The sequence below is a fragment of the Noviherbaspirillum massiliense JC206 genome (assembly GCF_000312045.1).
GTDB classification, from domain to species: Bacteria; Pseudomonadota; Gammaproteobacteria; order Burkholderiales; family Burkholderiaceae_D; genus Noviherbaspirillum; species Noviherbaspirillum massiliense.
This window is the reverse complement of record NZ_HE978634.1, coordinates 420,065-446,751: the sequence shown is the minus strand read 5'-3', so window position 1 is coordinate 446,751 and position 26,687 is coordinate 420,065. Positions and strand designations below refer to the sequence as shown.

The 26,687-nt window shown below is 57.8% G+C and carries 23 protein-coding genes; 9 read left to right on the top strand and 14 right to left on the bottom strand.

What is annotated here, in order from left to right; all coding sequences use genetic code 11:
• Positions 1–162: 162 nt before the first annotated feature.
• The 3 genes from HGHM_RS22540 to HGHM_RS02255 all read right to left on the bottom strand — a co-directional run bounded on the left by HGHM_RS22540 (position 163) and on the right by HGHM_RS02255 (position 2,177).
• The gene (locus HGHM_RS22540) at positions 163–384 is read right to left on the bottom strand and encodes a helix-turn-helix transcriptional regulator (protein WP_075111677.1); all 222 of its coding nucleotides are present in this window, start codon (positions 382–384) and stop codon (positions 163–165) included.
• Positions 385–749: 365 nt separating this feature from the next.
• Complete coding sequence (locus HGHM_RS02260) at positions 750–1,142, bottom strand: hypothetical protein (protein WP_019139878.1); 393 nt, start codon at positions 1,140–1,142, stop codon at positions 750–752.
• Between the two features lie 75 nt (positions 1,143–1,217).
• Positions 1,218–2,177, bottom strand: a complete 960-nt coding sequence (locus HGHM_RS02255) for a DUF932 domain-containing protein (RefSeq protein WP_019139877.1) — start codon at positions 2,175–2,177, stop codon at positions 1,218–1,220.
• 647 nt (positions 2,178–2,824) lie between these two features.
• Between HGHM_RS02255 and HGHM_RS02250 the strand changes: the two genes are divergently transcribed.
• On the top strand, positions 2,825–3,535 hold the full coding sequence (locus tag HGHM_RS02250) for a MobA/MobL family protein (RefSeq protein WP_019139876.1): 711 nt from the start codon (positions 2,825–2,827) through the stop codon (positions 3,533–3,535).
• Positions 3,536–4,213: 678 nt separating this feature from the next.
• Here the strand turns inward: HGHM_RS02250 and HGHM_RS02240 are convergent.
• The 4 genes from HGHM_RS02240 to HGHM_RS02225 form a co-directional block, all read right to left on the bottom strand.
• On the bottom strand, positions 4,214–5,665 hold the full coding sequence (locus HGHM_RS02240; protein ID WP_019139874.1) for a YfjI family protein: 1,452 nt from the start codon (positions 5,663–5,665) through the stop codon (positions 4,214–4,216).
• Positions 5,665–6,081, bottom strand: a complete 417-nt coding sequence (locus HGHM_RS20395) for a hypothetical protein (protein ID WP_019139873.1) — start codon at positions 6,079–6,081, stop codon at positions 5,665–5,667. Before HGHM_RS20395 ends, HGHM_RS02240 begins: the two co-directional genes overlap by 1 nt.
• Positions 6,078–6,296, bottom strand: a complete 219-nt coding sequence (locus tag HGHM_RS02230) for a hypothetical protein (protein ID WP_019139872.1) — start codon at positions 6,294–6,296, stop codon at positions 6,078–6,080. Before HGHM_RS02230 ends, HGHM_RS20395 begins: the two co-directional genes overlap by 4 nt.
• A 202-nt stretch (positions 6,297–6,498) precedes the next feature.
• The gene (locus HGHM_RS02225) at positions 6,499–7,365 is read right to left on the bottom strand and encodes a hypothetical protein (RefSeq protein ID WP_019139871.1); all 867 of its coding nucleotides are present in this window, start codon (positions 7,363–7,365) and stop codon (positions 6,499–6,501) included.
• A gap of 356 nt (positions 7,366–7,721) precedes the next feature.
• On the opposite strand from HGHM_RS02225, the gene HGHM_RS23580 reads away from it, so the two are divergent.
• Both HGHM_RS23580 and HGHM_RS20390 read left to right on the top strand, forming a co-directional pair.
• On the top strand, positions 7,722–8,021 hold the full coding sequence (locus HGHM_RS23580; RefSeq protein ID WP_218918029.1) for a hypothetical protein: 300 nt from the start codon (positions 7,722–7,724) through the stop codon (positions 8,019–8,021).
• The gene (locus HGHM_RS20390; RefSeq protein WP_218918028.1) at positions 8,009–8,851 is read left to right on the top strand and encodes a hypothetical protein; all 843 of its coding nucleotides are present in this window, start codon (positions 8,009–8,011) and stop codon (positions 8,849–8,851) included. Before HGHM_RS23580 ends, HGHM_RS20390 begins: the two co-directional genes overlap by 13 nt.
• 181 nt (positions 8,852–9,032) lie before the next feature.
• Here the strand turns inward: HGHM_RS20390 and HGHM_RS02215 are convergent, their stop codons facing one another.
• Genes HGHM_RS02215 through HGHM_RS02190 form a run of 5 tightly spaced genes read right to left on the bottom strand, consistent with a single transcriptional unit; the run spans position 9,033 to position 17,732 of the window.
• A complete protein-coding gene (locus tag HGHM_RS02215) occupies positions 9,033–12,506 on the bottom strand; it encodes a DEAD/DEAH box helicase family protein (RefSeq protein WP_019139870.1) in 3,474 nt (1,157 codons plus the stop codon).
• A complete protein-coding gene (locus HGHM_RS02210) occupies positions 12,506–14,539 on the bottom strand; it encodes a phospholipase D-like domain-containing protein (protein WP_019139869.1) in 2,034 nt (677 codons plus the stop codon). Before HGHM_RS02210 ends, HGHM_RS02215 begins: the two co-directional genes overlap by 1 nt.
• Entirely contained in the window at positions 14,536–15,798 is a 1,263-nt protein-coding gene (locus HGHM_RS02205) for a hypothetical protein (protein ID WP_148415298.1), read from the bottom strand. The genes HGHM_RS02210 and HGHM_RS02205 overlap by 4 nt, the downstream gene beginning before the upstream one ends.
• Positions 15,799–15,809: 11 nt before the next feature.
• A complete protein-coding gene (locus tag HGHM_RS02195) occupies positions 15,810–16,370 on the bottom strand; it encodes an ATP-binding domain-containing protein (RefSeq protein ID WP_019139866.1) in 561 nt (186 codons plus the stop codon).
• Positions 16,371–16,373: 3 nt separating this feature from the next.
• Entirely contained in the window at positions 16,374–17,732 is a 1,359-nt protein-coding gene (locus HGHM_RS02190) for a tyrosine-type recombinase/integrase (protein WP_019139865.1), read from the bottom strand.
• Positions 17,733–18,786: 1,054 nt separating this feature from the next.
• Between HGHM_RS02190 and HGHM_RS02180 the strand changes: the two genes are divergently transcribed.
• From HGHM_RS02180 to mctP, 5 genes are all read left to right on the top strand, one after another.
• On the top strand, positions 18,787–19,434 hold the full coding sequence (locus HGHM_RS02180) for a class I SAM-dependent methyltransferase (RefSeq protein WP_019139864.1): 648 nt from the start codon (positions 18,787–18,789) through the stop codon (positions 19,432–19,434).
• 42 nt (positions 19,435–19,476) lie between these two features.
• Positions 19,477–20,484, top strand: a complete 1,008-nt coding sequence (locus HGHM_RS02175; RefSeq protein WP_026075626.1) for a DUF2156 domain-containing protein — start codon at positions 19,477–19,479, stop codon at positions 20,482–20,484.
• A gap of 55 nt (positions 20,485–20,539) precedes the next feature.
• Positions 20,540–22,078 carry a fatty acyl-CoA reductase gene (locus HGHM_RS02170; RefSeq protein WP_019139862.1) on the top strand — a complete coding sequence of 513 codons (1,539 nt, stop codon included), beginning with the start codon at positions 20,540–20,542 and terminating at the stop codon, positions 22,076–22,078.
• Positions 22,079–22,667: 589 nt separating this feature from the next.
• On the top strand, positions 22,668–22,847 hold the full coding sequence (locus tag HGHM_RS02165; protein WP_026075625.1) for a DUF3311 domain-containing protein: 180 nt from the start codon (positions 22,668–22,670) through the stop codon (positions 22,845–22,847).
• Positions 22,847–24,364: a monocarboxylate uptake permease MctP gene (gene mctP / locus HGHM_RS02160; protein WP_034348636.1), complete on the top strand. Its 1,518-nt coding sequence runs from the start codon at positions 22,847–22,849 to the stop codon at positions 24,362–24,364. Before HGHM_RS02165 ends, mctP begins: the two co-directional genes overlap by 1 nt.
• Before the next feature lie 77 nt (positions 24,365–24,441).
• Here mctP and HGHM_RS02155 read toward each other — a convergent pair whose 3' ends face one another.
• The gene (locus HGHM_RS02155) at positions 24,442–25,758 is read right to left on the bottom strand and encodes a c-type cytochrome (RefSeq protein WP_019139859.1); all 1,317 of its coding nucleotides are present in this window, start codon (positions 25,756–25,758) and stop codon (positions 24,442–24,444) included.
• Here HGHM_RS02155 and HGHM_RS23000 point away from each other — a divergent pair.
• Entirely contained in the window at positions 25,757–25,933 is a 177-nt protein-coding gene (locus tag HGHM_RS23000) for a hypothetical protein (protein ID WP_019139858.1), read from the top strand. The two genes, HGHM_RS02155 and HGHM_RS23000, sit on opposite strands and share 2 nt — an antisense overlap.
• Here HGHM_RS23000 and HGHM_RS02145 read toward each other — a convergent pair.
• Positions 25,924–26,649, bottom strand: a complete 726-nt coding sequence (locus HGHM_RS02145; RefSeq protein ID WP_019139857.1) for a ferredoxin--NADP reductase — start codon at positions 26,647–26,649, stop codon at positions 25,924–25,926. The two genes, HGHM_RS23000 and HGHM_RS02145, sit on opposite strands and share 10 nt — an antisense overlap.
• Positions 26,650–26,687: the final 38 nt, after the last annotated feature.

Genomic DNA, 26,687 nt, shown 5'->3' with positions numbered 1-26,687 from the left:
TGGAAAACTGGATCCACCAGTACGGGTAAGTGCTTTGAGAACTTGGCAAAACGGGGCAGTAAGTTTGCCTGCCGGGAAGTTCATGTCAAACACGTTCCTTAGTGCATTAGCCACTTACTGAATTTTACTGCGCTGCACCAATGCTATCAATTCTTGCCAAAGTCACCCTTCAGAGTGTGATTTACGCGAATCCATCCACGCCCGAACATCTTCTACGCGCCAAGCCGTGATACGCGCGGATAATTTGACAGGTTGTGGAAACTCCCCGGTTTTCACCTTCAGCCACAGTGTTGAGCGGCCTATCGGGATAATGTGTGGGACCAATTGGGCTAATCGGATAAATCCGGTAACCGGGAGACCATCCTTTGAGTGTTTTTCAGACATAGTACCTGGCTTTCTCTTTCTTGAAGATAGGGGACAACGTCAGGTTCGTCTGGGTACGAACCACGACGGGGAATGCGCAAGACAGGTTGAGATACTGGATTGATTAAGGGGCTGCTACCCAATTTAGTCAGCTATCGACACGGAGTCTGCGGTTAAATGTTTCCTGGCTACTCTTCTTTGTCATCTTTCTCTCGTTTTCGTCTCTCGTGTTGTCTAATGAAGCTATGCTTCAACTCCTGAAGTGAGGGAGGTATTCCATACCTCCCTAAGAATAAGAGTAATAACACACACAGGGCTCCGCCCCCATTTTTCGCCTCGTTTTACCGGGTGGCCAGTGCGGACCCCTCCCACTGACAGATCATGGGCTAGTCCAGTATTTTTTTACTAGAGGCCACCATAGAGTTTTTATACGGTGGGGGCGGAGTGGTGGCTGATTCCGGTATTTCGATCGTCGATTGCATCGGCTGATATCGCGTCACCGCATCGTAGAGGCGGAGGATGGAAGCAATCATGGCACCGACTTCGGCATCGTCAAGCACCTCGACCATCCGCTGGACCGAGGCATCCTGCTCCACTACGCGGCGAAGGCAGAGGCGATTGATCACCGACGCGAATTCAGCGCGCCAAGCCGACGGCAAGTCCTTCGGCCGCAGGCAGACCAGGTGCTCTGCAATCGCCAACGCCAGCCGTTCCCGTGGGGATCCGGCATCTGCAAGGCAGCGCACAGCCAACCGCAGTTTACTCCAGGCATAAGACATGTCTTGCTCCTCAAAAATGAAAAAGGCCCGGCAAGCGATCAGCTCGTCCGGGCCTGGATACAGGGAATAGAGTTTTCAGGAGACCAGCAGCAGCGCGTGGTCGAGGGCTCTTTGCTTCAGGCGCGCCCCCTGGCCGAACCACGCCGAGTCCAGCCGATGGTCGGTACTCTTTGCCCGCCGCTCATGGTCGACATACGTGGTCACGGCATTGAGCAAGCCATATGCCGTGCCTTTTGCCGATGCCAGTTGCGCTCCACGGTTCTCTGCGTCAAACAAGGTCATGGCTTGCAACAGGCTGCGTTGGGTCACGTGACGCTTCGCAGTTTCGTACGGACAGGTAAAGACGCGCACGAAGTAACTTATGGCTTCCTTCGACGTCACCGGCCGTTCGCTGAGTTGCCTCATCCGGTACATGAAAGTATCCCAGGCAGAAACGGAGATGCCGAGTTGCTGCTTGACCGCTTGTGGATCGAAGGCTGTGCTGTGGGGCACTTTCACGGCACCGGGGTTGCCTGCCAGGGCGATGGCCAGGGTGTTGTTGCACACCACCCGGATTGACGTGAACTGCGCGGTGGTCGCCAGCGTGCCATCGCAGGCGGTGGCCAGCAACACGTATCCCTTCGTCACGTCGTTGCCCTTCAATGCGGCCGACTGTCCCGTTTTTGCCAAGGCCCACATCTTGCGGCCGCCCTTCAGCACTCCCGCCGTTTCCAACTCGAAGCCGGACAGCTCTGTCAGGTCCCGGTAGAACTCCAGGATGTCACGTGGCTGCACGACCTGGAAGCGCTGGCTGACCACCGACAGCGGCGCGTGCGTGTCGGAACGGTATAGGACCTTGTACCCCGAAAAGGATGCAGCAGTGTCCACGCGGTCAGTGTTGTCGATCATGAACTGCACCGGTGCTTCGTGGATTTCCCAATCCATGCCGGCTTGCCTGGCCCAGAGATCGATGGATTGACCGGCAAGAAGCGCATTCCCCAAGCCATGCCATGGTGTGGCGCCGACATACGCCATGGTTTCAACCAGGTGTGTCATAAAAAATCTCCTAACAATTATGTTGCACACGGCAGCCCCCGGTGCGAACGAGGTCGCAGCAGGAATCCGTGCGTCCTGGGAAGGTGAAGAAAGGGTAGGAAGGTGAAAGTGCTCACCTTCGAAAGGCGCCACAAGGTGCTTAACATGGAGGCGAAGCGGAAGCATCGCCGTGAAGAAAGCGAAGCGGCGTCGTTTCGTAGGAAATTCAGTCTCGTTCAAGCCCAGTAAAGATTTCCGTGGCTGCGGAATCAGCCGTTACCCTGCCTCGTTACAAGAATATAGGGCTGAGATTTCTTGCAATCGGCCGGAGTACAGAAACAAGTGCATCGGAGCTCTTGTTTGGTGGATGACACCGTACTTCGCCACCTGGTCGTAGCGCTCTGCAATTCGATCCTGAAGCCGTTCTCCCGTATGCACTGCCCCTCGTCTACTGTTATCGATATATTTTTTTACTGCGTTACGCATGCTATGTGGGAGAGATGTCCTTGTAATTGATTGAGAGTTGTAGAGAAGGGGAGAATAAGGAATGCGCACTTACCGTTTCTTGTTCCGGCCAACGCAATCTCGGAATTACACGTCTCTTCCATGGCCAGTGAAACTAGTTTCACTGGCACTTTTTATGCACCGTAGAGAAAGGGTAGTGCACCATGGCGAGTTTCCATCATCGTATCAAGAGCGGCAAGAAAGGAACAGCTGCTGACCACGCGGCCTATATCGCCCGGCAGGGCAAGCACAGCCAGCGAGAAGACCTGGTCTGCACAGGTTACGGCAACATGCCGAAGTGGGCGGAGAACGCTCCGTCCTCTTTTTGGAAAACAGCAGACAGGCATGAGCGCGCCAATGGCGCGGTCTACCGTGAACACGAAATTGCACTTCCGGACGAACTCACGCGCGATCAGCAGAAAGAACTGGTTGACGAGCTTATTGCAGCGCTCGTGGGCGACAAGCCGTTCCAGTTCGCCATACATGCGCCCAGTTCCGCGCTTGGAGGCGCTTCCAATACGCACCTGCACCTGATGTATGCGGACCGGATGCAGGATGGGATAGAACGATCGCCTGAACAAACGTTCAGCCGGTATAACGGAAAGCATCCCGATCTTGGTGGATGCAGGAAGGATAGTGGTGGAAAGAACTCGTTGGTCTTGCGGAATGAAGTCATCGAGACACGCAGGAAGTGTGCTGAACTACAGAACGTCGCGCTGGCCAAGCACGGGCACGCCGCCCGCGTCGACCATCGCACGCTCAAGCAGCAGAGTATCAACCGAATGCCGGAGCAGCACCTAGGCCCGGCGCGTATCAGGAACATGTCGCCCGCGGACAAGGAGCGATACGTCGCAGCACGACAAAGCCAAGAATGATAGCGAGGCGGTGTCAACGAAGGGCGACACGGGGCCCTGTAAGTACATGCTGGATGAAAGGAAGGTCAGGCTGACGCCGATTTGAAGCGAGCCGGTGTCGACAACGCGGTGGACAAAGGTCGCCTGTCGACGGGGACCGTTCTTTCCCGTCTACGATGGGAATCGGCCTAGCGGGGGGGCGGTTGCAGGAAGAAACTTTGGCCTGGATACTCATTCTTGGTTGCGCACTAATTTTCCCTGCCATCATTGCCTCATGTTTGTCTGATCCCTGTCCCCGCTTCGGGCGAGTCCAGTCACGTCTCGGGGAATAAAATGATGGACAACGAGGCCAGAGAAAGGCGATTCATGCGATTAGTCGCATGAATCGCATCAAGATTGACGGGCCTAGAAAGATTTTTGAGCAAACTATCGTGTTTCCGGCAGGATTGTCTGCGGGAACTGCAGAGACGCCGTGCCTGGCTGACAGGAAGCGCATCGGCATGCTAGGGTAATCGCGACATGGGCTGCAAGATGGCCTAGGCCGGGCTGATGGCTGCCTGAGGACGGAATCCTCTTGCCCTGCAGTTGCATCTTGGTTGCCCGTCTTTGATTTCTCTTGCTTGCCGCCCGTCGTTGAAAAATAATACGGGAGCAACGCGTCATCGCTCCCGCCGGTTCCGCATCTAATACAGGTTGCCCTTACACGACTTGAATTGCACCAGGCATGCTGCCGAAGTGCTGCGCATGGAGATTAATGTACCGCTTGCGCTTGTTATCCGCGGTGATCCAGACGCGACCCAGCGCACGGAGATACTCGAGTGCAGTCTCAAACCGTTGACTCGGCCGGACTGGGCCATTCTTCAGCGCGTCGTTCTTCGGTGCGATCGTAAAGTGGTTGCACCAATAATGCGTATAAAGATAGTGCTCCAGTGCCTGCGCGTCGACCTGAACCTGCGGTATCGCGCATTGTGGGGAAAAGATCCGCTTGAATTCGTGGATATGCCATTCCACAATCGTCAGCGCGCGGTTAAGTGTGTCGAGCGAGAGCTTTCCTTCCTGTTGCGTAAACCAGTGGAGCAGGGCGGCGACGCGCGCGACGATCTCCATCGCCTTCGAGGCGAAGTCCTTGATGTCGTTCAGGTAGCCCCAGGGCTGCACCATCGATTCCGTCGTGTTGACCATGTCAATCCAGCGCGCCTTCGCCTCGTCGGAGAATTCCACGACTGTCCGCTCCACTTTGCCCGCGTCGATACTGCGACCGTACTCTTCGAGCATCTCGGTCACGCGTGCATGGAATGCCGGAAGATGCACCCACACGGGGTCGGCATACGACATGAAGCGCATGCCCTGCGTCGAAGATGGCCAGCCGACGAGATACCTTGCCCAGTGGCCGGATCCGCGGGCCACGTCCCCATGGCGCTCGACGAACGCCCGGAGCACCGCCTGCTGGACCATGAATGCGACCGTCACCCGCGGGTTGCGCGCGATGATGCTTTCTGCATCGGCACGGTCGAATGCCAGCAGTCGTGCGCCGTCCCAGCCCTTGTTGCGTAGGCCAGTTTGATTCATTGCTCCACCCTTCAGGATGACTTCGCCTTCGTCACTCATGAACGCGATTGACTCGCCATCGCCTTCGAGCGCCTCCATGATGGACCGCTCCGTCGCGTTGTGGCGCATAATCCGACGCAGGCGGGGCTTGCGCGGTGCTTTTGCCGCGTGCTCGGACAGTTGTCGGTGCAGGTCATCCACCGGCTCGCCTTTCTGTGTCCTCTTTGTGACCTGGTGGCGGATGCCGGCGTCCACCGCCCTCCAGAATCGCAGCTCGACGTAGTATTCTGCGAGGTCGGCTTCGTATTTCTTCGCGCGCGCCTCGTCGTAAGCATAGATCGGTGCTGAAGCGAGGCTGTCGACTGCGGACTTGCGTTCGCCTGAGTCCGCTACCGTCTTGATATTAAGCGAAACAGGGCGCACTTGACCGCTCGGCAGGCGGACATCGATCAGTCCTTGGCACGACACCGACAGGGTGGTAAGAAATGCCATGCCGACCAGTGCATCCGGTGCCTGCACGTGCCGGCATACTTCTTCCAATGCATTTCGGATGATCAAGTGGAAGGCACCCAGCGGATACGGGGGCGTAACAATTGCATTCATTATTTGTCCCCTTTCAGCGTGCCCAGAGCCTGACTCATCGTGGTGCCGTTGCCCGGTGGATTGCCCTCGGCCGAGCTTGCCGGCGTCGGCTGCTCGCCGGGAGTCAGCGCGGCCCCGCAGGCTTCACAGCAGACGCGCTCGCCGTTCTCACCGCGGTGCTTGTGTTCTTCCGCGAGCATCTCCCGGTAGCGCACCGGGTGCAGCTTCAAGCCGCTGCGGCTCAGCGCGGCGAGGATGTCCTTCTGCGGGACTTTGCGGGCGATGGCCCGCATGATTCCCGGGTAGGCCTTGGCAAAGAGATCATGTTTCTGTTGCTGCTCTGCGGGATGCAACGCATCGAGTGCAGTCAGCAGATCTTCGGCGCCGCTGGCGAACTTTTTGCCGTCAGCGTGCTCCTGACTATGAAAGGCGTTCATTGTTGGCCCTCCTTAGCAAGCTGCTCCAGCGAATCCGCCGGCCAGAGCAGGCGGCGGTTCGGCAGCTTAATCGGGCGCACACCGTGGTAGCTGCCGGTCAGGGAATAGCGCTTGCGGATGGACTGGGACTTCAGCGAGAGGAAATGCGCAAGTTCCTCAGTGGTGAGGTGACGTCCGATGGACGTGTGTGGAGGAGTACTGCCAGTGAAATTCATGTTCAACTCCAAGCTAATTAAAAAAGGGGTTTCGCGCCCCGCATTGGCTGGGAGTTGGTCAACGCCTGTCTACCTCGCTCACAGCAATGCAATGCGAATCGCTGGAAGCAAGGCTAATGGCACAGAATTTACCGTTGTTTGTTATGGCAATTTATGGATAGTTATGGTGATTTATGGATTGGTGATCCATGGCAGTCCCGTTTTACGATTGCCGAAAGCGCCGCGTCATGTCGCTTCTGCCGAAGTACCGTACTTTCTCTTCGTCCGCCTTCGCGCCTTCATCCTCCCACTGAACTACGTTTTCGTTATCCACATACCCAAGGATTGGAAGGGGACGGTCCTTGCGGCGGGCAATATTCACAAGTGCTATCCAGACGGACTGAGGGTCGTCGGGATCTTTGGCAGCTTCCTGCGCCATTTTCAAGACTTCTGCCAGAGGGCCTCTGAACTGCCGACGCTTCTTTTGCGTTGAGGCTGAGGGTTCGGCCGCTGTTGGAGTATCTGCTGCGACTAGCGGCACGGCGATGCTGTCGTCGATATGCTCGTTGATAAAAGGCGGGAGCTCGCCAAGGTTGTGAGGAATGGTATTTTGGTCCAGGATTCGGATCAACTCGATCCGGTCGAATCCAATGGAACAGGAGCGGGGGCTCTTTGGCGGATTGAGGCTGAGCGACTTTTCGTTTGTGGTATCGGGAGTGGCATCGCGCCAGCGTGGGGAAAGACGGCGCATGCGATCGACGTTCGCCTGGAACTCTTGCTCTTGTTTGGTCCAGCGCACCAATTCGTCCCGTCCTTCCTTCCGCGCGTCCTCCGATTGCAGCGGGAATCCCGTTAGGGCGATGTCGAACCACCGAATTGCAGCCGGCGTATTAAAAAGGCAATTCAAGAGTCTGAAGGCTGCTCTTGACTTCTGAAAGAATTGACGTAACGACGCTTGGGCAAGTAGCCGTCCAAAGGAGTCGTCTTCACCAGGCAGATCTGCATAGAGGTCCACTTCGCCTTGCGAAACTTCGATCCTGGGGGCGATCGCCCTAACGGCGTCAAATAGTGAGACAAAATTAATTTGCATTGGCGCTTCTCCAGTTCTTCATCAGCAGCTGGGAAGACAGTCAACGCACACGTGCCTGTTCCTAAATTTAGACGGGGGCGGTTCGAAACTCTTTCCAGCATTCCACTCCGATTTTATCGCATACAGCATGTTGTTCATAAGCAACTTCGCATTCGACACCTTCTTACTGGAAGGGTGCATGGACAGAACCATACGTGCAAGCTAGAATTCGGCACGGTGCCCACCCTACTTGCACACGAGTAAAAATAGGCATTTCGATTTTCTGTCATTGACCACTTCTCTTTGATCCGCGTCACGGGGGTCTTAAACGTGTGCGCTTGCCCTGATACTGGCGCGACGTTAAAGAAAGGTTGATCATGACTCTCAAGGCCGTCGCCTACGCTGCCCAGCAGCATCTCCAAGCCGCCACCGGCCAGTCTTTCAAGCGGACTCACCTCTATGAACTGATTGCCGCCTCGTTCGGCTTCCAATCCTACGCGGCGCTGAATACCCACGCCGTCTTCGCGCAACGGCCGCATGGCAGCGGCGGGACGTTGCCCAGTAGTGCGGCTGTCCGCCAGCGCTACCTCGACCTCGGTTACCCACCCGCCATTGCGGACCAGGCCGGTTCCGCATTAGCCACCTTCCTGGCAGGCGGATTACAGTGCTGGGCCTAGCCGAGTTGGTCGGCAAATTACGGGATGTATTCGTCGATTTGGATGATGATCCCGATGACGGCAACGATGAAAATACCTGGGATGGGTTGCCGCAGGGTCGCTGGACGGCTCCGCGCGACTTGGTCAATCCCATCCTGCTCGAGGGCTTGGAAGCCGCCGCAGACAAAGGCATTGGGCTGGCACACTACGCCTTAGCGCTGATCCATGACCCGAACCACAACGAAAATTCGCACGAGGCCGGGAGCGCGTACTGGTATGCCCGGGCACAGCAAGGGCAGGTGCTGACCGGAGTGCCCAAGGAATGGGCCGAGGCGCACGCAGCGCATCTTGCCCGAACCGCGAAGCATGCACACCATCTCCTTGAGGCAGCCCGCCTCGGCGAGCCCCTTGCGTTGCTCGACCTCGCGGACCAGTCCGGTGATCCGGCATTCTTCGAGCAGGGACATTCCGACGTCGATGCCGATCCGGCCTGGGTGGCTGACCTTGCCCAACGCCTGGGGCGCAAAGGCGATGCAGGCAAGTGGCTCACTCTGGCAGCGCAAGCAGGAGACACGGACGCCATGCGCGAGTTGATCGACACCCACGATGCCGGCGATTCGTCTCGCTGCTGGACGTGGATCTATCTCGCTGAATTGCTAGGCACCGACCTGACCGCGGATGATTATCACGCCGTCCATGAAGGCGGCTCGCCCTACGATGACGACGTCGGCGGGGCGGTCTATGTTGATGGCCTTGGCGGCGTCAAGCTCGCGCCGCTCGATGTCGAACGGGATACGCTGGCCCGGCAGGCGGCAATGGACATCTTCAGCCAAATCAATTGCACGGACTGACGGCAGCAAGGGGCAATGAAGACCGGTCCCTTTTCCCTTGTAGTGGTCCGCCAAGGTACGTCATCAGCAAGCGAAGCGGTGGCTTGGCGCCAAAACGCTGCCGTTTGCTGCGACGACGCATCGTTCCCAGAGTGACAAGAATCCACGGTTTTGGTAGCGCGGATTCTTGTCGCGGCCCGGATCAATTGGCCTGGTTCGCCGCCGACATCAGTTCCTTAACTAAGTAGATTAACTGTTCCTCGGAACAATTTGTGGTATCAAAGCCCGGATATTCCATGCCAAGCCGATTGCTGTTTGATGAGGTAATCGTCAGCAGCGGTTGCTGTACTTGGTTTATAAGATGATGAGCCACCTTATGAAGAGCAGGGAGCGTGATATAGAGCTCGTTATTGATTAACTTTGCCATCCGGTCCGTCTTGAACCGCTTTTTAAAAGCAGGTTCATTGTTAATAACGGCGATTGATTTCCCGGACTTGGTTTGCCGAAGTTGCAAAGAATGGGCGTGCAAGATACTGGAAATTCGTGGCGTTCCATCAAGATGAGAAACCAGGGACGACGCATTGTTTAAGCAGGCGATTGCACTGCCTGCTCCTGAGATGGCGTTAGGTTGTAGTTTGGTTTCTTCGCCCCATGCTGCCAGTTCGTTGCTGGTTATCGCGCCTTCTTTTTCCTGTATCAGTGGTTCGAAAGGCGAATGAAGTGTTTCGTCTAATTGCGCCGGGATGGGCGAGCCGCTGGCAATGACGTCGTTAAGAAGCTGATCGCTTCCAGCGCGCGCAGCGGGCATTACGGTGTGCATGGAATGCAGATATTCATTTAGCCGTGCGCAGAGCTCGCGGATCTGGTACCACTCCAGGCTCTCTGCTAAATGGGGAAACCAGATCTGGATCCCGGCGTCCTCCACGGAAGGATTTGTCATCAGATTGCGCTGCGCGAGCGCCCCGATCCGATCGACTCGGCCATTCTTTTGTTCAATGCCTATGGGGCTGCCCGTAATACCAAAGTGCGTTACGCGGTCACAAAATACATGCAGGTCCTCCCCCTCCTGCAGCACGCTCGTCGCAATCAGAACCATTGGGTAGCCTGGCATGCGGAACCGGCGCGCCACGGCATTGCGGCTGGCCGATTTGTCGCCACTGGCCCATTCGACGGGCCCTTCGGTTCCAACGAGTTGCTGAATCTGCTGGCGCCACGCTAAGCGCTGTGCCGGCTTATCACTATTTATCAAGTTTGCAAAATTGGTTTTTAACACCTGGGGCCAACCACTGGCGAGATTCAGGAGAATCCTTACCGTTCCAAACCCATACATGCTGGTCCGAAAAAGGCTGGTGATTCGTTGGACTAAGGCAGCGGCCACCTTTTGCGTGCCATGCTCGCCTGCCAATGGGAGCCAGCCAATATAGAGATCGATAAATGGATGATCAAGCCGTAAAAGAGAAAAGAGTACTTCGACATGCAGATCCAGCGACTGGAGCTGGCGCAACCGTTTCGGATTATCGATGTCCATTACCGCGTTCCAGGTCTCGTCCCAGTCGGAGATCGCCTCCCGGCCTTTTTCGTCTAGCGCGAGCGACAATGCAATCGTTGGGCATTCAAGCAACTCTTTGGCCGTGCCGACCTTCATTTCAGCAGAATGAGCGCCTGTTTTTCCGATCACATGGTCGCGGTAATACGTTGCGATGCACGCTAATGCATTGGCTTGCGCACCCTGGCACTGTTCACTTGCCAGCTTCAAAAATGCATATTGCAGGCGGCGGTAGCGGTCAACCCGATCGTCAGGGCCCTTAATGGCAGAGGCTTCACGGGCCAGAGCGTCGAAGCCGATATCGACCTCGAGGCCAACGCGTCGCAGCAAATACCCTCGCCAGTCTAATTCGCCAATCATGCACTCCCAGTCTTCCGGCGTGCGCAGCCTGGTTCGCAGGATCGAAGGCGGAGGCAATTTATGGCGGTCGGCAAACCGGACGCCAGCAGCATCGAGCTTTCCTCTGAAAAACCAGCTAAATAGGGTATCCTTCGTGGCTTCGAGTTCTTCCTGGTCTAGGGCATGCTGTTCTTCGCCCGGGCTTTTCTGGGGTGGTGGCGGAGTGGCATGGGGCTCTCGTTCGCCCTTCAGAAAGTTTTTCGTTGCCTCGTGCCAGTTTTTTGCCGTCAGCACGCCTTCTTGTTCAAGATACGTTGCAAGGTGGCGGTTGTATTCGCGGTTTATCCGCCAATACAGATCGCCCAGGCTGGCCAGTCGCCTGACGAACACCAACTGCTTATGGCCTTTTGAAAACGTGTCCATTCCCAGCCTGAGTGCTTCGTTTTCGAGCTTAGGATGAGGGGGTAAGTCGCCGTCGAACCGATCTTTGTGACAACCAACCAGGGTTTGGATCCAGGCGCTGTCGATGGCTTTTGTCTCTTTTGCCGGCACCCCTTTATGGTCCGTGTCCATGGCTTCGTCCGTTGCGGCTTTCGTTTCAGCATTCGAAGACGCATGTTGAGGGGGCGTATAAGCCTCCCAGGAAGCAAACATGGCCTGGGGAAAACGGCCGGCGCACTCGTTGCCGAGATAGTCAATTAAGCGTTTCTGCACCAGGGCGGTAAAGAGCCGTTGCTTGGCGGCTTTGGGATCGGATGCGGACTTGAGCAAAGAAATTGCCGCTGTCTCACGGTGTTCGCGGCGATATTGGTTGCGGCTAAGGAGTGTCCCGCCGATTAACATTTTTTGCACCCGCCGAACCAGGAACGGTGCCAACCCTTTGTGGATATCGTGCCATTTCATTCCCTGGCGCCGTTGGTCCGCCAAATCTTCAATTTGCCTGTATGGCGCGTTGCGGTTATCGGAAAGCGCAAATACTTGTAGCTGTCGCGAGAACTGCTTCAGGTCGCGATCGAATGGCGTGCCTGAAAGCAGTAGGGCGCCCCGAAATCGCCTGCGGCCGCCTGTTCCAAGCGCGCCAAGCGAGCGGGCCATGAATTGGGCGCGATCGGATGCGTTTAATCCGGTGCCGTCTTTGAGGAGGTGCGCTTCATCCACGACGATTAGGTCGTAGCGCGGAAGCACGGCATTGACGATTTCCGCTGCCCGGGCTTTGAAGCGGCCTTTTTTCGTGGTGTTTCCCAGGTTGATATCGATGCCTGCAATCTCAGCGAGCTTGGCCACACGTTGGCGCTGCTTGTCTTGGTCTTCGCTTAGCTCAAAGCTCAGCGCCGAGAAGCGCAAAAAGGTGTCGCGTACATGGCGCTGCGTCCGCGCGGTGTGAACCCACTCTTCGACATTGGAGCAGGCAACTGCACTGGCGGGATCAGCGCTGCCTGACCGCTTTGCCGGGCCGTCAATTCGGATATTGTCACGAATAAAGGCAGGCAGCTCGCGATCGCGCCATTTGCTCTGGACATTTTTCGACGGGACCAGGTACAACACTTTAAAGTCCGGTTGAACATGGCGCATCATGGCCACCACGGCAAGAGCGACATAGGTTTTTCCCATGCCGACTTCGTCCGCCAGGTACGCTACGCCATGCTCCAGGAGCATATGCTGAAGTGCGACTGCCGCTTCCAGTTGCTTTTGCCCTAATTCTGCAAAGCCTTCGATGTCTCCTGCCATATTAAGCAAAGTTGCGGCAGCTTCTTTCGACCAATATCGTTGTTTAGGGAATGCGTGTGACATTATTGGATAGTCTTATTTAACAGACGTTTTGTCGTCAGGCTTTCTTTGCCGGGCTTGCAGATGAACATGGCGGCCGTCCAGGCTAGCCATTCTTTTTCGACGGAAGCCAAGGGATCTCTGGATTCAAGCGTGTCCATTACATGCTTCGCCTGCCTTAATATTTTTTTCGCTTCCGGAAGATCGGCATGCTCCAGGCATAACTGCCGCACCCAGTTGAGCATGGTCCAGGCATCAACCGGATCAATTTCAGAGTTGGTAGTGGCATCCGCGGCTATCGAGTATTCCTGCAGACGACTAATGAGGCTATGGAGCGTATCGGGGCGGTCAGCGGCAAAGTAATACAGCCGGCGTGGCAAGTTCTCTTCTCGTTTGAGACGGGCCAGCGCTTCCCTGAGGGCATGGAAACTTCCATGCGCCACAGCCATGCTGGTAAAGACATCCTTGGAAAGCGATCCGGCCAGTATCTCTTCGCCGCGGTCTCCATCTTTTGTCAGCTGAAATTCGAGGTTGTGAAATACGTCAGGATGCGAGCCGGGTTTTCCACCGATGAGGCTGCGCCAGAAATCGAGGATGCGCCAGGCATCGGGCCGGAGCTCGGCTGGCGGAGGACGGTATTCCAAGCCGATCTGCTGTACCCAAACCAGAGACGAAGCATCGGGGAAGGAAAGAGTAATCCAGGTGCAATGGCGTAGGGCTTCGCAAAGCGGCTCCTGGCACTTGAAGGAAAAATCCAGATTGCCCTCTTCGGGGATCGTCGCCCCGGTCGCTTTTTGACCATTGGAATCGAGGATGGCAACCCGCTGACCCGCGTATTGTTTCAGCGCTGCTTTGGAAAACTGAATCGTAAGGGAACAAGTTTTCCAGTCGAAAAGGCCAATGATGCCAAGAGAAGTCGCTTCTTCGCGTTGCAGCGCAGCGTCCGGCGGCGCTATGAATTGGCCAGGCCTTAGCGTCGTAGGTTCAAGCCATGAGGGAGTGGTATCCTTGACTAAAAATCCAGCCTCATAGTTCTGATAAAACGCTTTGAAGCTAAAGTTGACCGAGCCGATAAAGCTAAATACGCCGGGCACGCGAAACACTTTGGCATGCAAAAAACGCGGTACCTCGGAAGGCTTTCTTTTGGCGGCCAGAGTCGCCTCTGAAAACTGACACCATGTGGCACCTTTTTCAATTCCGTGATACTGGTCCTCTCGCATCAAGACAGCGTTTCCTGCTTCCCAGGGATCATGGGGAAGCCAGACTTGCAATTGGGAGGTGCCCAAGGCCGACTGTGTTTCATCGATCAGCCGGGCGTGGTCATTGTCGGCGAAATACGGGGAGACGACCTCCGCAGTCGTTTCGTTATGCGCCGGCGACTGCGAATGAATCCAGGTAGGGAACCGCTCGCCGCCGGGCAGGAATACGCCGAATTTAGCTTCACCAGTAAGGCGCCGCCTAGTGCTTGCCTTGGCAATTTCTTTGGTCATGAATTGGACTGCAGAGACTTGTCGTGCAGCGTTGTTGAACCTGGCCTGACTTTTGGATAAGAAGTTCAGCAGAGATCTTAAGCCGGGCTCGATTCCGTGCGGGATCGAGCCCGGATCAAATAAGGGGGCGAAATGCCAGACCTCGATGTTTTCCCACCACCCGGCCTTGGTTAAATTGGCTGAACCTGCGCCAAGCAGCCAGCGGATTTTGCTGCTTTTTTCTTCCCTCAGTCGCAGCAGGATAATCTTGCCGTGGAACTCGCCCTGGAGGCGAACCGGGTGCAAGGAGTACGGTAACCACGGCACCCCTGGTACAGCTACGGTAGCGTCAAAATAGACGTCCGTTGGAATGGGTGCGTCACGTAGTATCTGCTCGAGTTGCAAGCGCCGGATGGCAGAATGCAGCGACAATCCTTCTGCCTTTTCTGCCAGGAGTAGCGGGAAAATACTGGACTCGAAGAATTCGGGCTCGAACGCGTAGGTAGTGAACACCGCATGCGTGACTTCCTGTCCTTCGAGTTGCTTGGCCAGTCCGTCGGCCAGTGTTTCCCATCGCGGGTGAGTCATGTTACGGCCTCCGGGTTAGTTTGTGCAGCGATCTGTTTTGTTATGCCTGATTGCGCCAATACCGCCAGAAAAGACGTCAGGAAAAACCCATTGGTCCGTTTAGCTGCCCAGTCCCCGAATCGTTGCTCCAGGTCTTGTTTGCCAGGCAAAGGTTTCGCATGCTCGCTGGTCACCACCTTGAGTTTTCCGTTCTCCCAGAAGCACCAGGCTACGCCGCCACGCTGGATCGCCACCTTTTCATGATGATTGAGGAGTAATCCGGTTGCCTTGGCAAGATCGCCCGCTGCAAACGCCATGACAAACTCCCGAAGCCGGCCGAGGCGGGTGTGCAATTCTTTATTGTGGACTTCAGGGAAGTGTGGAACGCGCATTTCTGTGCGCTGCGGCCAGTCGAGTAAACCTTCCATTGCCTGAAATATTTTCTCTTCACCGACCCCATGCTTGCCAAGCAACATAGAAAAAATCACGTCCGCCAGGATCAATGCGTTATCCAGTTTTTCCACGCGCGATGCGAACTCTCCCACTACGCTTGAATGATTTTTAAGATGGATAAGGAATTGCCTTGCCCCGGCGCCGGCAGGCGTGCTTTGTAAAAACTGCCGAGCCTGGTCATAGACTTCTTTTTGCCATAACGGCGCCTTCTCTCCGCCGGTAAGCAATTGATTCGCGAGTTCGCGACGCGCCTTATGGCTGCTTAGCATTTGGCGAACAAAATGTGTAATTGCTTCTAGATCATTGCCTGCAATGCTTTGCGCCGTCCATAAACGGCTTAACCACGCGAGATCGGTGCCTTTCGCCAGGAATTGCTCGGCGAGACGTCTACCTGCCGCAGTCAGACTCCGGTCTTCTTTGATCAATCCTGTTACCGTCAGCGCACTTGAATACAAGCCCCACATTCCTGCCTGACGTTGGTTCTCAAGGATTTTCGCTCTGGGCCCAAGATCAATCGAATCGGTCGACACGCGCTCTTGGATTCGGCGACGCCCAAGTACGCCGTCTGGTTTGCCGAGACGAACGCGCACATGCCCGGTAACTTGCTCAAACCGCTGAAAGTGGCGCCATTCCGGAGCGCTTCTATCATCGCTGGCCAAATGAAGACCAAGTAACGCAAAAACAAAGTTGTCCAGGTGCGCAGTGACGGTAGTCAGGTTGCCGACCAATTCACGGCCTGCGCCGGACCAGATCAGCTCTGCGCCAAGGGGATCGCGACTACCCCGGGGACGCAGGCTTTCATCAAGAAGCGTAAAGAAATATGGCATGAGAAAGGAAGTTAATGATGGGACGTTGCGACATCGCCCATCTCCCTGAGACGGTCGATTAATCCGGAGTGCCGTTTAGTCGCACAGGTGATCGCTTGGGTAAGTACTGCATTTGAGGCGACGATCCGGAGGTGCTTGCGCGTACGGGTAATGCCGGTATAAAGCTGCTCGCGCGTGACAATACGACTGGGCTTGTCGGGCAAGATGAGCATAACGCGGTCAAATTCCGATTCTTGAGATTTGTGAATCGTCATTGCAAACGCGGTTTCATGGTCAGGGAGTCCAGCCGGCGCAATCGTCCGGATCCCGGTTTCCATGCCGGGAGAACTGTGCTTGGACTTTACGCCAGCGCTGTTTCCGGAGCATGGTGGCGTGCAGGCCAGAATCAGCAGCCAGTCCTGAACGAAGCATTGCTTTATGCAGTAGGCGTTGGACACTGCCGAATGCGTCGCGTCCAGGTCGAACTGGTCGTGTTGGTCGAGCTTGTTAACCCGTGTACGCCGTACTAGGTCAATGCCTTCTATCTTCTTGAGCAGAGCCTTGCAAGGCTCTGTGTAGGGGTTATAGCTCAAGTCCTAACCTTTTAATGATTGCAAGGTGCCGTCGACCCAAAATGCAATGCCCGCCTGCTGAAGCATCCATGCCTCGATCTTGTCGTGCCACATGCGCAGCAGGTCGAGCGGCCGGCGGCGGTAGTGCTTCTCGGCCAACGCGCTCGGCTTGTGGCCCATGATCTGGGCTGACACGCCGCTGGGCATCTCGATCCACTCGCAGAGCGTGCCGAACGAGCGGCGCAAGCCATGCAGCGACACGTGCGGCAGTCCTGCTTCGGCCAGGGCCTTCGTATGCGCAATGCGCGGCTCGGCCAGCCGGCCGGTGCTGGCGGTCGGGCTGCTGAATACCCACTCGTTGCGGCGGGGCAGAGCGTCCAGCAGGGTGGCCAGGTAGGGCGTGAGCGGGATCGTGCGCATCCCCTCGACCTTGTCGTGGATTGTCAGGCTGCGCCACTGGAAGTCGACGTCGGTCCAGCGCAACTGCGCCAGTTCTTCCCGCCGTGCCCCGGTAATCAGCAAGCCCTGCAGGTAAGCGCTGATTACGGGGTTGGACAGGCGCCGCACGGCGCTGAACCAGGCCGGCAGTTGCTCGCGCTGCAGGCAGTCCCCGTCCTTCGTCTTCTTGGTGGGGACGACGTCCTTGACTTCCTCGGTCACGCAGCAGTCTACGTGGACGATGTCCTGGTAGGACGGTTGCCGGGTGCACCACTGGATGAAGGTCCGGAACTTCCGGTAGGCGTTATGGGCGAAGGTCGGTCGTAGCTGGCACTCGGCGGCCAGCCACTCGCGCACGACAGGTGCCGTGATCGCATGCAGCGGCCGGTCGAGCAGGGTGGCGAGCGGGCCCGCCTTGGTCTGCCGGTCGCCGATCTTCGCCCGGGTGCCGCCTTCACTGGCAGCTATCACGTGGTCAACGTAGTGCTGTTGGCCCCACTTGCCGCGCCGCGCGGCCAGGTAGGCGTCCCAGGCGACACGGGCCAGGAGCGCGCGCTTCCTGTTCTCGAGCATTTCCAGCTGCGCTAGGCGCGCCCGCTCGGCTTGCGCGGCAGCTTCGGCAGCCTGCCGCGCCTCGCGCGTGGCTTGCTCGGCGGCCAGTGCGTCCGCCCTGACTTGGCGAGGGTCCTGCCCGTTGTCGATCATCATGCGCAGGCGCGTGGCCTCGGCCTGCGCCGCCGCGATGTCCCAGGTGGCAGGGTCGCCGATGGTAAGCCGAATGACGTTGCCGCGCAGCTTCGCCTGGAAGATGTAGGCCTTGCTGCCCCCCGGCGTGGCGCGCAATCCCAGCCCGGGCGCGCCGGCATCCCACAAGAACGCGGGGCGGTTGCCGGGCGCGCACTGGAAGTCGCGCACCCGTCCTGCCGTGAACCTGACCTTTGCCATGTGAACCTTTCCCGTGACTCCGTGTACCCGCTGTGTACTCCTTTTGCGAGGATATCAGGCAATGTCAGTCAACACAAGGAAAAGCGGGTTTTGCGTAAGTTATTGATTTTTATATGAAATTAAGCTTGGTGGGGATGCTGGTCAACGCCGAGAAACGTGGTTTTTCGTGGCCTCCGAAGCCAAGGGTCGTGGGTTCGATCCCCGCCAGCCGCGCCATATTCCAAGCTGCTCTTCAGCAGTTTTTCCCGCGCAAGACAGCTTCTATATGTCTTGCAGAATCTCCTTCGGCATGCGGTCATGCTGGATTCTTATCCGGAGATGGCAAGCTTGTATCTTTAAAAAGTAAATGTGGTCTTCGACGTATTCATAGGACGCACAAGCCTGACTTGGCCTGAGCTCATCAGCTTGCTTGGCGGCGAGATGGGACTGGAAGAAATGGACTACCCTGCAGCCGCATCTTCTTTCAATATGACCATTCGCGCACCGTGCCGACTGCACACTTTGGTTGAATCAGAGGGTCGCTGGAATTCCAGAGTCCTACATGTAACACCTGCGATGCAGTAGCGGGAAATCGCGTAATAGCGTAACGTTTCCCTCCCTTTGTTCAACCCCTTCCTTCAATTATTTTCCCGCATCACTGTCTTGCGGAAAATCAAACATTAACACCGCAGCACGCAAGCCGACTCTTTCAATTCGGAAACGTTTGCGAGCATAAAAATTCCACATGGGAACAATCTTCCGACTTGACTTTCAAGGTCACAAATTTGGCACTCCCAAGCCAAGAGCGAAGGCAATTCCCGAATTCGATATTGGCTAATCTAACCATCCCCGTCGCGCGGCGCTTTGATGCGACTTACCGCGGCGTAGTACGGCAAGGCTTCATCCTGCATTCAAGGCCGCCAAGAGCCGCGCTGCAGGGATGAGTGGCATACAAGAAGCTTCTGAAAAGCTCTCTCGGAATTTGTGGTTGCCTTCATATCAAGGGGGCCCGCTGGTGTCTTGTTTGCGGATGGCTGCGACAAGCATGAGCGTGGAAAAACTAAGGGGACAAGCAATGAAAGACAAGTACAAGCTGGTAGGCCCGATCTACGATTGGCTGAGCGCCGTCTACAGCGGCAAATCGATTCATCGCTGCAAGGTGGCCATGCTCGACCGCCTCAAGCCGGGCGACAAGGTGCTGTTTGCTGGCGTTGGCCATGGCAAGGATGCGGTGCATGCAGCCAAGCTCGGCGCCAAGGTCACGGTGGTCGATCTTTCCGAAACCATGCTGAAGAAATTCCAGGCCAATCTGGATAAGGAAGGGATCACCATCAAGATTCGCCAGGTGCATAGCGACATCATGAAGGTGGAGGAATACGAGCAGTACGACATGGTTGTCGCGAACTTCTTCCTCAACGTGTTCGATGAAGCCATGATGGTGCGCGTGCTGGAGCATCTCATCAAGCTCGGCAAGCCCGGCGCACATGTGGTCGTCGGTGACTTTTCCTATCCCACCGGGAATCTTCTCAGCCGAGCCTTCAAGGTCGCCTATTGGTATGGCGCGGTCCTGTTCTTCTGGGCCTTTGCGGGCAACGCCGTCCACAAGATCTACAACTATCCGGAATCGATGAAGAAGCTCGGCTTGCATATTCACGACCAGAAGTACTACCAGCTGTTCCTGCTGAACTGCTACTGGTCCGTGCTCGGAAGAAAACCCGTCTGACGCAATTGCTGTTCCCGCCTTACACCACACATGGAGGTTGACTTGAGTGAACACGCTTTTGCGCTGGATGGCGTCCTCGGTTCCGGCGCTACCCAGATTGAAACGGCGCGCCGGATCGCCTGCCTCAAGCAGTTCGGCTCGCATTCCATGGCCTTCTCGACGATGCAGCCGGACATGTCGTATTTCGATATCCCGGGAATCGGCTACGTGGCCTATGCGAAGCATTGGGGCATGCGCTTCGTGCTGGCCGATCCGGTCTGCCATCCCCGCCACCGCGAGCTGATGCTCGACCGCTTTCTTGCCGAATACCCGGGCGCGCTGTTCGTCCAGGTCAGCAAGGCAGTGGTCGACCATCTCCACCACAAGCACGGCTATTACGGCACCCAGTTCGGCAGCGAATCGAAAATCGACCTCGCCACCTGGTCGCTGCGCGGCTCAAAGAAGCAGATCATCCGCACTGCCGTCAACCAGGCGCGCAACCAGGGCATCGAAATCCGGGAAAGCGGCTTCGACCATGACGTCAAGAAGATTTCGCAAGCCTGGATCCAGACGCGCCGCTGCAAGAACAATGAGATCCGCTTCCTGATCCGGCCAATGCTCATCGATTACCGGGAAGGCACGCGCTATTTCTATGCCTACCTCAATGGCGAAGCCGTCGGCTTCATCTTCTTCGATCCGATCTACCAGAATGGCAAGCTGGTCAGCTATGTGCCGAATATCTCGCGCTCGTCCGCCAACTTCCGCCAGGGCTTGTGGTATGCCCTGATGGCGCATGCGATGGAAGTGTTCAAGGCCGAAGGCGTGGAATACATCGACCTCGGGCTGGTGCCGCTGATGCTGGCGAATGGCGTCGAGCCGCAAGAGTCGCGCCTGCTGCGCACCATGATGGCGGTCATCCGCGAACGCATGGACTTTCTGTACAACTTCAAGGGACTGGAATTCGCCAAGTCGCGCTTCCAGGGCGTCGTCGAGAAGACTTACTGCTGCCACCGCAATGCCATACCGGCTCTCGCGATGACAGCCATGTTCCGCCTGACCCGCATCATCTGAAGGCAGGTCGTCGGGCAATGCATTCGAGCAGCACTTCCTTGCGGGAGAAGACAAGATGAAACAAGCAGCCGAATACCTGAGCGTGCAGACGGAACTGTCCGGAAAGCGCGTTCTGCTGACGGGAACCACCGGCTTTCTGGCAAAGGTGGTGCTGGAAAAGCTGATCAGGACCGTCCCGGATGTCGGCCGGCTGATTCTCCTGATTCGCCCGGGCCGGGATGGCATGAGCGTGCGGGAGCGATTCGAGCGGGAAGTCGCCACCTCCTCGGTTTTTGACAAGCTGCGTGCGGAGCAGCCGGATTTCCTGGCGCATGTGTTCACCGAGAAGATCGAATGCCTGGCCGGAGAAGTCACCGAGCCCGGCTTCGGTCTTCCGGCCGCCCAGTTCGTCGAACTCGCCTCCCGGGTCGATGTGGTGATCAATGCCGCGGCCAGCGTGAATTTCCGCGAGCCGCTGGACCAGGCTCTGGCAATCAATGCCCTGAGCCTGCAGCATCTCACTGCGCTCACCCGCGCCGCAAATGCACCGCTCATCCAGGTCTCCACCTGCTACGTCAACGGCTACAACCGCGGCGAGATGCGCGAGGAGATCGTGCAGCCAACGAGTTCGGCGATTCCACGTCATCGCGACGGCTACTACGATGTCGAGCCGCTGATCGCGCGCCTGCAGCAGAAGATCGACCAGGTGAAGGCCCATGCCAGCGATCCCAAGCTGCGCGAACGTCGTCTGACCGAACTCGGCATCCGCGAGGCGAACCGCTATGGCTGGAACGATACCTATACCTTCACCAAGTGGATGGGCGAGCAGCTCGCCATGCGCGGCATGCACGGGCGACCGCTCACCATCGTCCGCCCGTCCATCATTGAAAGCACGTTGCAGGAACCGGCGCCGGGCTGGATCGAAGGCGTCAAGGTGGCCGATGCCATCATCCTTGCCTATGCCCGTGGGAAAACCAGCTTTTTCCCGGCCAAGGTCGACGAAATCATCGACATCATCCCGGCTGACCTGGTGGCCAACGGCATCCTGCTCGCAACTGCCGAGGCCCTTGCGGAACCGGACAGACATCGTATTTATCAATGCTGCAGCGGCTCCGGAAATCCAATCCAGGTGGGCGAGGTAATCCGCCTGCTGCAGGATGAAGCAAAACGCAACTGGCAAGCCTACGACAAGCTGTTCTACACCCAGCCCAAGCGCGACTTCCGCGTAGTGGATCACGGCACCTTCCGGCTGCTGCTCGGCGCCATGCGTGCTGGAGTCGGCTTCTGGCTCGGCATGCGCAAGCTGCTCGGCGTAACCGGCGAAGCGAAATCACTGGAAGCACTGCGCACCACACAAACCCTGGCGATCACCTTCTCCTTTTATACCCTGCCGCGCTATCGCTTCCATAATGCGAAGCTGCTTGAACTGGCGCGGCGCTTCCGGGCGCAGGACAGCACCCTGTTCCCGGTGGATGCGCGCCTGATCGACTGGCAGGATTACCTGTGCCGCATCCACATGGCTGGACTCAATCGGTACGCATTGCGTCGCAAGGAGGCAGCCAAGGTTGAGGTGGCCGCCACGACTGCACTGCCCGCGCCGCAAGTGCTGCGTTAGAGGGCGCAGGACGCATCCCTTCCACTAGGGCAAGGCAACTTTCGGCAACGCACCCGGACAGGAGAGCCCCTTCGGAACTGCCAAATCCGACTATTGATTCGGGAATTCGACTGGCATTGATTTATATCGATACGGCTTAGAAAAGACTTGCCAAAGTCAATGAAGAAGGTCTGAGACTTTCCCGACTATGCCTTCTATCCGCAGCTCCGTATCATTCTGCCTTCGAGACAGGCTCGACCCCGTTTGCTGATGGGACGCATTGCTGCTGAGTTCGCATTTCTACGATCCAACCCGCAACTGAAGCTTGGACCGTCGGGACCGGAATGTGAAAAGGAAGCTCCACCCGAGCCCTCCATTGATTCGGCCACTCATCGAAGGAAATGAAGGCAAGCAATGGAATCGGCAGGCCCGGCCAACGGATGGCGGAGCGCTGGACCGACGTGCTCTGCCGGTCCCGTCCCATAGCGAAAGGCTCTTTCCATGTGCTGCGGGAAGAAAAGCCGGCTCGGGGAGATTGGCCCGTCTTTGGATGGATATCTTTTATTGAATCGGTTTTCTTGCAGCGCACGCCTCGCCTGTGGAGGTCATCATGCGGATCCTGCTCTTGCTGCCTTTCATCGGCTTGCTTTGGGTGCCTTTCTATAACCGCGAATTGCCCGAGCTCTTCGGCTTTCCCTTCTTCTACTGGTACCAGCTGCTCTGGGTGCCGGTCACATCGTTGCTCGTGTGGATCGTGTATCGCCAGGACGCGCGCAAGGGAGTCGAATGATGGATGCTCCGATCAACTGGATGGCCTTGTCCATCTTCATCTTCTTCTTCGCCCTGGTCACGATCATGGGATTTGCCGCATCCCGCTGGCAGCGCGGCGGCGCGCACAAGGGCGCGCACCTGGATGAGTGGGGCCTTGGGGGAAGGAGTTTCGGCACCTGGATCACCTGGTTCCTGATCGGCGGCGACTTCTACACCGCTTACACCGTCATCGCCGTTCCGGCACTGGTGTATGCGGTCGGCGCCTATGGCTTCTTCGCTCTGCCTTATACGATCATCGTCTATCCGATCGTTTTCCTCATCATGCCGAAACTGTGGCATGCCGCGCACCGGGCCGGCTATGTAACAGCGGCCGACGTCGTCTACGGCAACTACGGTTCGCGCCCGCTGGAATTTGCGGTAGCGCTCACAGGCGTAGTTGCCACCATGCCGTACATCGCGCTGCAGCTGGTCGGCATGCAGGTCGTCATTAAGGCGCTCGGCCTGTCCGGGGAAGTACCATTGGCGGCGGCCTTCATCATCCTTGCGCTCTACACGTATTCCGCAGGCTTGCGGGCACCGGCCTTGATCGCCTTCGTCAAGGACCTCATGATCTATATCGTCGTGCTAGTCGCGATCGTCCTGGTGCCGATGAAACTGGGCGGCTACGGCGCCGTATTCGAGGCGGCGAACCAGGCATTCCTTGCCAAGGGAGGCACCACCGGTCTTGTCCTGAAGCCGCAGCAGATGCTTGCGTTCTCCAGCCTGGCGCTGGGATCGGCCCTCGCGGCATTCATGTATCCGCACACCCTGACCGGCATCTTTGCCGCAAGAAGCGCCGACACCATCCGCAAGAACGCGATCTTCCTGCCGGCGTACACCGTGCTGCTCGGGCTGATCGCGATGCTCGGTTTCATGGCTTACGCCGCCAAGCTCAGCGTGAAGAACAACAACGATGTGGTGCCGGCGCTGTTCAATGCGCTGTTTCCGAGCTGGTTCACGGGATTCGCTTTCGCCGCCATCGCCATCGGCGCGCTGGTACCTGCTGCCGTGATGTCGATTGGTGCCGCCAATCTCTTCACGCGCAATTTCTGGAAACCCTACGTCAACCAGGACATCACGCATGCGGGGGAAGAAAAGGTCGCGAAGCTGGTGTCGCTGGTGGTCAAGATCGGTGCGCTGGGGTTCATTCTGTTCCTGCCCACCAAGTTCGCGCTCGACCTGCAGCTGCTGGGAGGCGTATGGATACTGCAGACGTTTCCGTCCGTCGTGTTTGCCGTGTTTGCTCGCTGGTTCCGCGCCCCCGCCCTGCTGGCAGGCTGGGCTGTCGGCATGGTCAGCGGCAGCTGGCTCGCGTTTTCTGATGGCATCAAGCCGGTACATACCTTCGTGCTGGGCGGCGCCAGTCATGCGATATATACCGGGCTTGTGGCACTGGTGCTCAACATCGCGGTAACGGTCGTGCTGCAGGTCCTGCTCGGGAAGCGCGGAGCCGGTTACCCCGGAAGGCAGGCACAAGACGTCGGACCATCGGCCTGACCCCCAAATACTTGAGTACATGAATGCGGCGGGCCCAGATGGGAGCGCGCGGGCCGGCACGCGCACGACTGCTCCCTTCATAAGGCCTTCAGGTATTCGGCCAGGTCGGCAATTTCCTGCGGTGTCAGGCCAAGCGCCTGCTTGCTGTTATAGGTTTCGACAACGGCCTGCAAGGTCGGGGCCGTGCCATTGTGGAAGTAGGGCGGATGCTGCCACAACCCATGCAGCGGTGCGGTCCGGTATTGCCCGGTCGCGCTGCGGGAAGCATAGCTGGGCGCGCCGTTCGGCTCCGGCTCGCTGACCACTTCCGCGGGAAAGTGCAGGCGTGTGTTGGCGTCGGTCAGCTCGGCGCCGCTATGGCAGGTGAAGCACCGGCCGGCGCCATTGAAGAGCAGCTTGCCGCGGGTGGCTGCAGCCGCATCGAAACTGCCGGGCGGTGGCGGAGGCGCCTGCAGCGTGAGCTGGTAAGCCTGCAGCGCCGGCAGTTTCGCGCTCACCTGGTCGTCCGTGCCGTTGACCACGTGGACGCCCGTGCGCGGTTCGTCAAAGCTGCCATGTCCGCCCATTTGGGTCACTGCCACATAACGGTTCCAGTAGGCGATGTCGTCGCCGTCACCGGTTACGGTGATGCGATGGATGCCGGCCAGGCCATAGGCGGGCGGAATCGCTACCGGGCCGTTCTTCCCGTCGAGGTTGAAGCGCGGATCGTACATGCCCTTGCCCCAAGAGTTGTAGACCTTCTTCATTGCTGCATCCAGCGCCGGCGACAGGGCGATGATCGCTCCCGGATTGAGGTCGCGGTTCGGCCAGCCGTCGAGGCGTTTGCCGATGCCGGGCGCGAAGGAATCGTCGACGGTGGAATGGCAGAGGGCGCAGGTGACGCCGACACGGGTAAGCGTATCCTTGCCATTGACGACCTCGACCTTGCCTTGCAGGCCGACCACCGCATTGAGCTTGAGCAGGGCGACGGTCGTGTCCGGGCTCTTCAGGTCGATCGTGCCATCCTTGATGCCCTGCACCACTGCCGGTGGCAAGGCTTCCGAATCCACTTTCAATCCGACGGACAACGCCGTCGTCGGGTCGACCGCACTGCGGATGACTTCATGCATGCGCAGCTTGTCGGTCCATTGCGTTTCATCGCCGAAGGTATCGAAGCGGAAGATCTGCTTGCCCAGCGCGACAAGGGCAGGGTCGGGTGCCGGGCTTGCCGCCTGGTTCGCGGGTGCCGTTGCCAGGTTTGCTCCTGCCTCGATCCCGCCGCTTCCGCACGCCGAGAGCAGGGCGCCAGCGATGGAGCAGCATAGCGCCGCCCGGCATGCTGCCGGTGACCAGTATTTGGGGTGATGAACTGCCTGCGCAGCGCCTGTCTCTGAAGATACAAGGGAATGTTCCATGATCTCCGCCTCCGGTCGTGACATGCCAGCGGCAGCATTCTTTCCCGCCGGCCTCGATGCAATTCTGGTCAATGCGAAGGTTCAGCCCATCTTCCTTCGCCTCGCCACATTAGATGAATCGAGAATCTGGCGCGTTCCGGCGCAGGGTGGCATTGATCAGGGCAGTCACGGATAGCCGTAAAAGGATTCGCTGCAGATATGCTCCGGCGCCACGTCCATGCGAAGCAGCAATGAGTTCATGCCATCCACCATGCCGGGCGGACCGGCCAGGTAATACACCGGCACCGGCAGATCTGCGCTGACAGAGCGGATGAGGGTCTCATCGATATATCCCGTCCTTCCTTCCCATGGCCGCGAGGAATTGTGCAGCCGGGACATCGCCGCAATCAGGCGGAATCGCCCGTTGCGCTTTTCAAGCTGCAGCAGTTCATCAAGGAATGCCGCATCTTCCGGCCGCCGGTTTGCATAAAGCAGCAGCAGGCGATGCGGCAGGCGTTCGTGGGCAGCGTGCCGCAGCATGCTCATGAAAGGCGTAATGCCGATGCCGCCGGCGATGAAGACTGCCGGCCGTGCCGCATCGCCATGCAGGCCGAGCGAACCGAAGGGACCTTCGATCCCTGCCGGGGAGCCTACGGGGAGGGCGCGCAGTGCGCGCTTGAATGCACTGTCGCGCATGCGCGTCGCAATGATCAGTTCCTCCTCATGGGGCGCGCTGACGATGGAAAAGGCATGACGCAGGCTGTCCGCTTCCGGATTTTCCCGGTCGGGGAGCACGAGATCGATCGCCTGGCCGGGCTTGAAGCGGAAGCCGGCCGGCTTCCTGAAATGAAATGCCATCGTGCCCTCGGCGATTTCCCGGCTTTTCTCAAGGTTGGTTTCATGCGCGGCCATGTGACTCTCCTTGCAAGAATGGCCTGCTCGCGGCGACG

What these genes read in the sequence shown, in the direction of transcription:
- HGHM_RS02210 (WP_019139869.1), bottom strand. Translation starts at nt 14,539, where the DNA reads ATGACTCACCCGCGATGGGAAACACTGGCCGACGGACTGGCCAAGCAA.
- HGHM_RS02260 (WP_019139878.1), bottom strand. Translation starts at nt 1,142, where the DNA reads ATGTCTTATGCCTGGAGTAAACTGCGGTTGGCTGTGCGCTGCCTTGCA.
- HGHM_RS02170 (WP_019139862.1), top strand. Translation starts at nt 20,540, where the DNA reads ATGAAACAAGCAGCCGAATACCTGAGCGTGCAGACGGAACTGTCCGGA.
- HGHM_RS22540 (WP_075111677.1), bottom strand. Translation starts at nt 384, where the DNA reads ATGTCTGAAAAACACTCAAAGGATGGTCTCCCGGTTACCGGATTTATC.
- HGHM_RS02255 (WP_019139877.1), bottom strand. Translation starts at nt 2,177, where the DNA reads ATGACACACCTGGTTGAAACCATGGCGTATGTCGGCGCCACACCATGG.
- HGHM_RS02225 (WP_019139871.1), bottom strand. Translation starts at nt 7,365, where the DNA reads ATGCAAATTAATTTTGTCTCACTATTTGACGCCGTTAGGGCGATCGCC.
- HGHM_RS02240 (WP_019139874.1), bottom strand. Translation starts at nt 5,665, where the DNA reads ATGAATGCAATTGTTACGCCCCCGTATCCGCTGGGTGCCTTCCACTTG.
- mctP (WP_034348636.1), top strand. Translation starts at nt 22,847, where the DNA reads ATGGATGCTCCGATCAACTGGATGGCCTTGTCCATCTTCATCTTCTTC.
- HGHM_RS02145 (WP_019139857.1), bottom strand. Translation starts at nt 26,649, where the DNA reads ATGGCCGCGCATGAAACCAACCTTGAGAAAAGCCGGGAAATCGCCGAG.
- HGHM_RS02230 (WP_019139872.1), bottom strand. Translation starts at nt 6,296, where the DNA reads ATGAATTTCACTGGCAGTACTCCTCCACACACGTCCATCGGACGTCAC.
- HGHM_RS02190 (WP_019139865.1), bottom strand. Translation starts at nt 17,732, where the DNA reads ATGGCAAAGGTCAGGTTCACGGCAGGACGGGTGCGCGACTTCCAGTGC.
- HGHM_RS02180 (WP_019139864.1), top strand. Translation starts at nt 18,787, where the DNA reads ATGAAAGACAAGTACAAGCTGGTAGGCCCGATCTACGATTGGCTGAGC.
- HGHM_RS02165 (WP_026075625.1), top strand. Translation starts at nt 22,668, where the DNA reads ATGCGGATCCTGCTCTTGCTGCCTTTCATCGGCTTGCTTTGGGTGCCT.
- HGHM_RS02250 (WP_019139876.1), top strand. Translation starts at nt 2,825, where the DNA reads ATGGCGAGTTTCCATCATCGTATCAAGAGCGGCAAGAAAGGAACAGCT.
- HGHM_RS02155 (WP_019139859.1), bottom strand. Translation starts at nt 25,758, where the DNA reads ATGGAACATTCCCTTGTATCTTCAGAGACAGGCGCTGCGCAGGCAGTT.
- HGHM_RS23000 (WP_019139858.1), top strand. Translation starts at nt 25,757, where the DNA reads ATGATCTCCGCCTCCGGTCGTGACATGCCAGCGGCAGCATTCTTTCCC.
- HGHM_RS02215 (WP_019139870.1), bottom strand. Translation starts at nt 12,506, where the DNA reads ATGTCACACGCATTCCCTAAACAACGATATTGGTCGAAAGAAGCTGCC.
- HGHM_RS23580 (WP_218918029.1), top strand. Translation starts at nt 7,722, where the DNA reads ATGACTCTCAAGGCCGTCGCCTACGCTGCCCAGCAGCATCTCCAAGCC.
- HGHM_RS02205 (WP_148415298.1), bottom strand. Translation starts at nt 15,798, where the DNA reads ATGCCATATTTCTTTACGCTTCTTGATGAAAGCCTGCGTCCCCGGGGT.
- HGHM_RS20395 (WP_019139873.1), bottom strand. Translation starts at nt 6,081, where the DNA reads ATGAACGCCTTTCATAGTCAGGAGCACGCTGACGGCAAAAAGTTCGCC.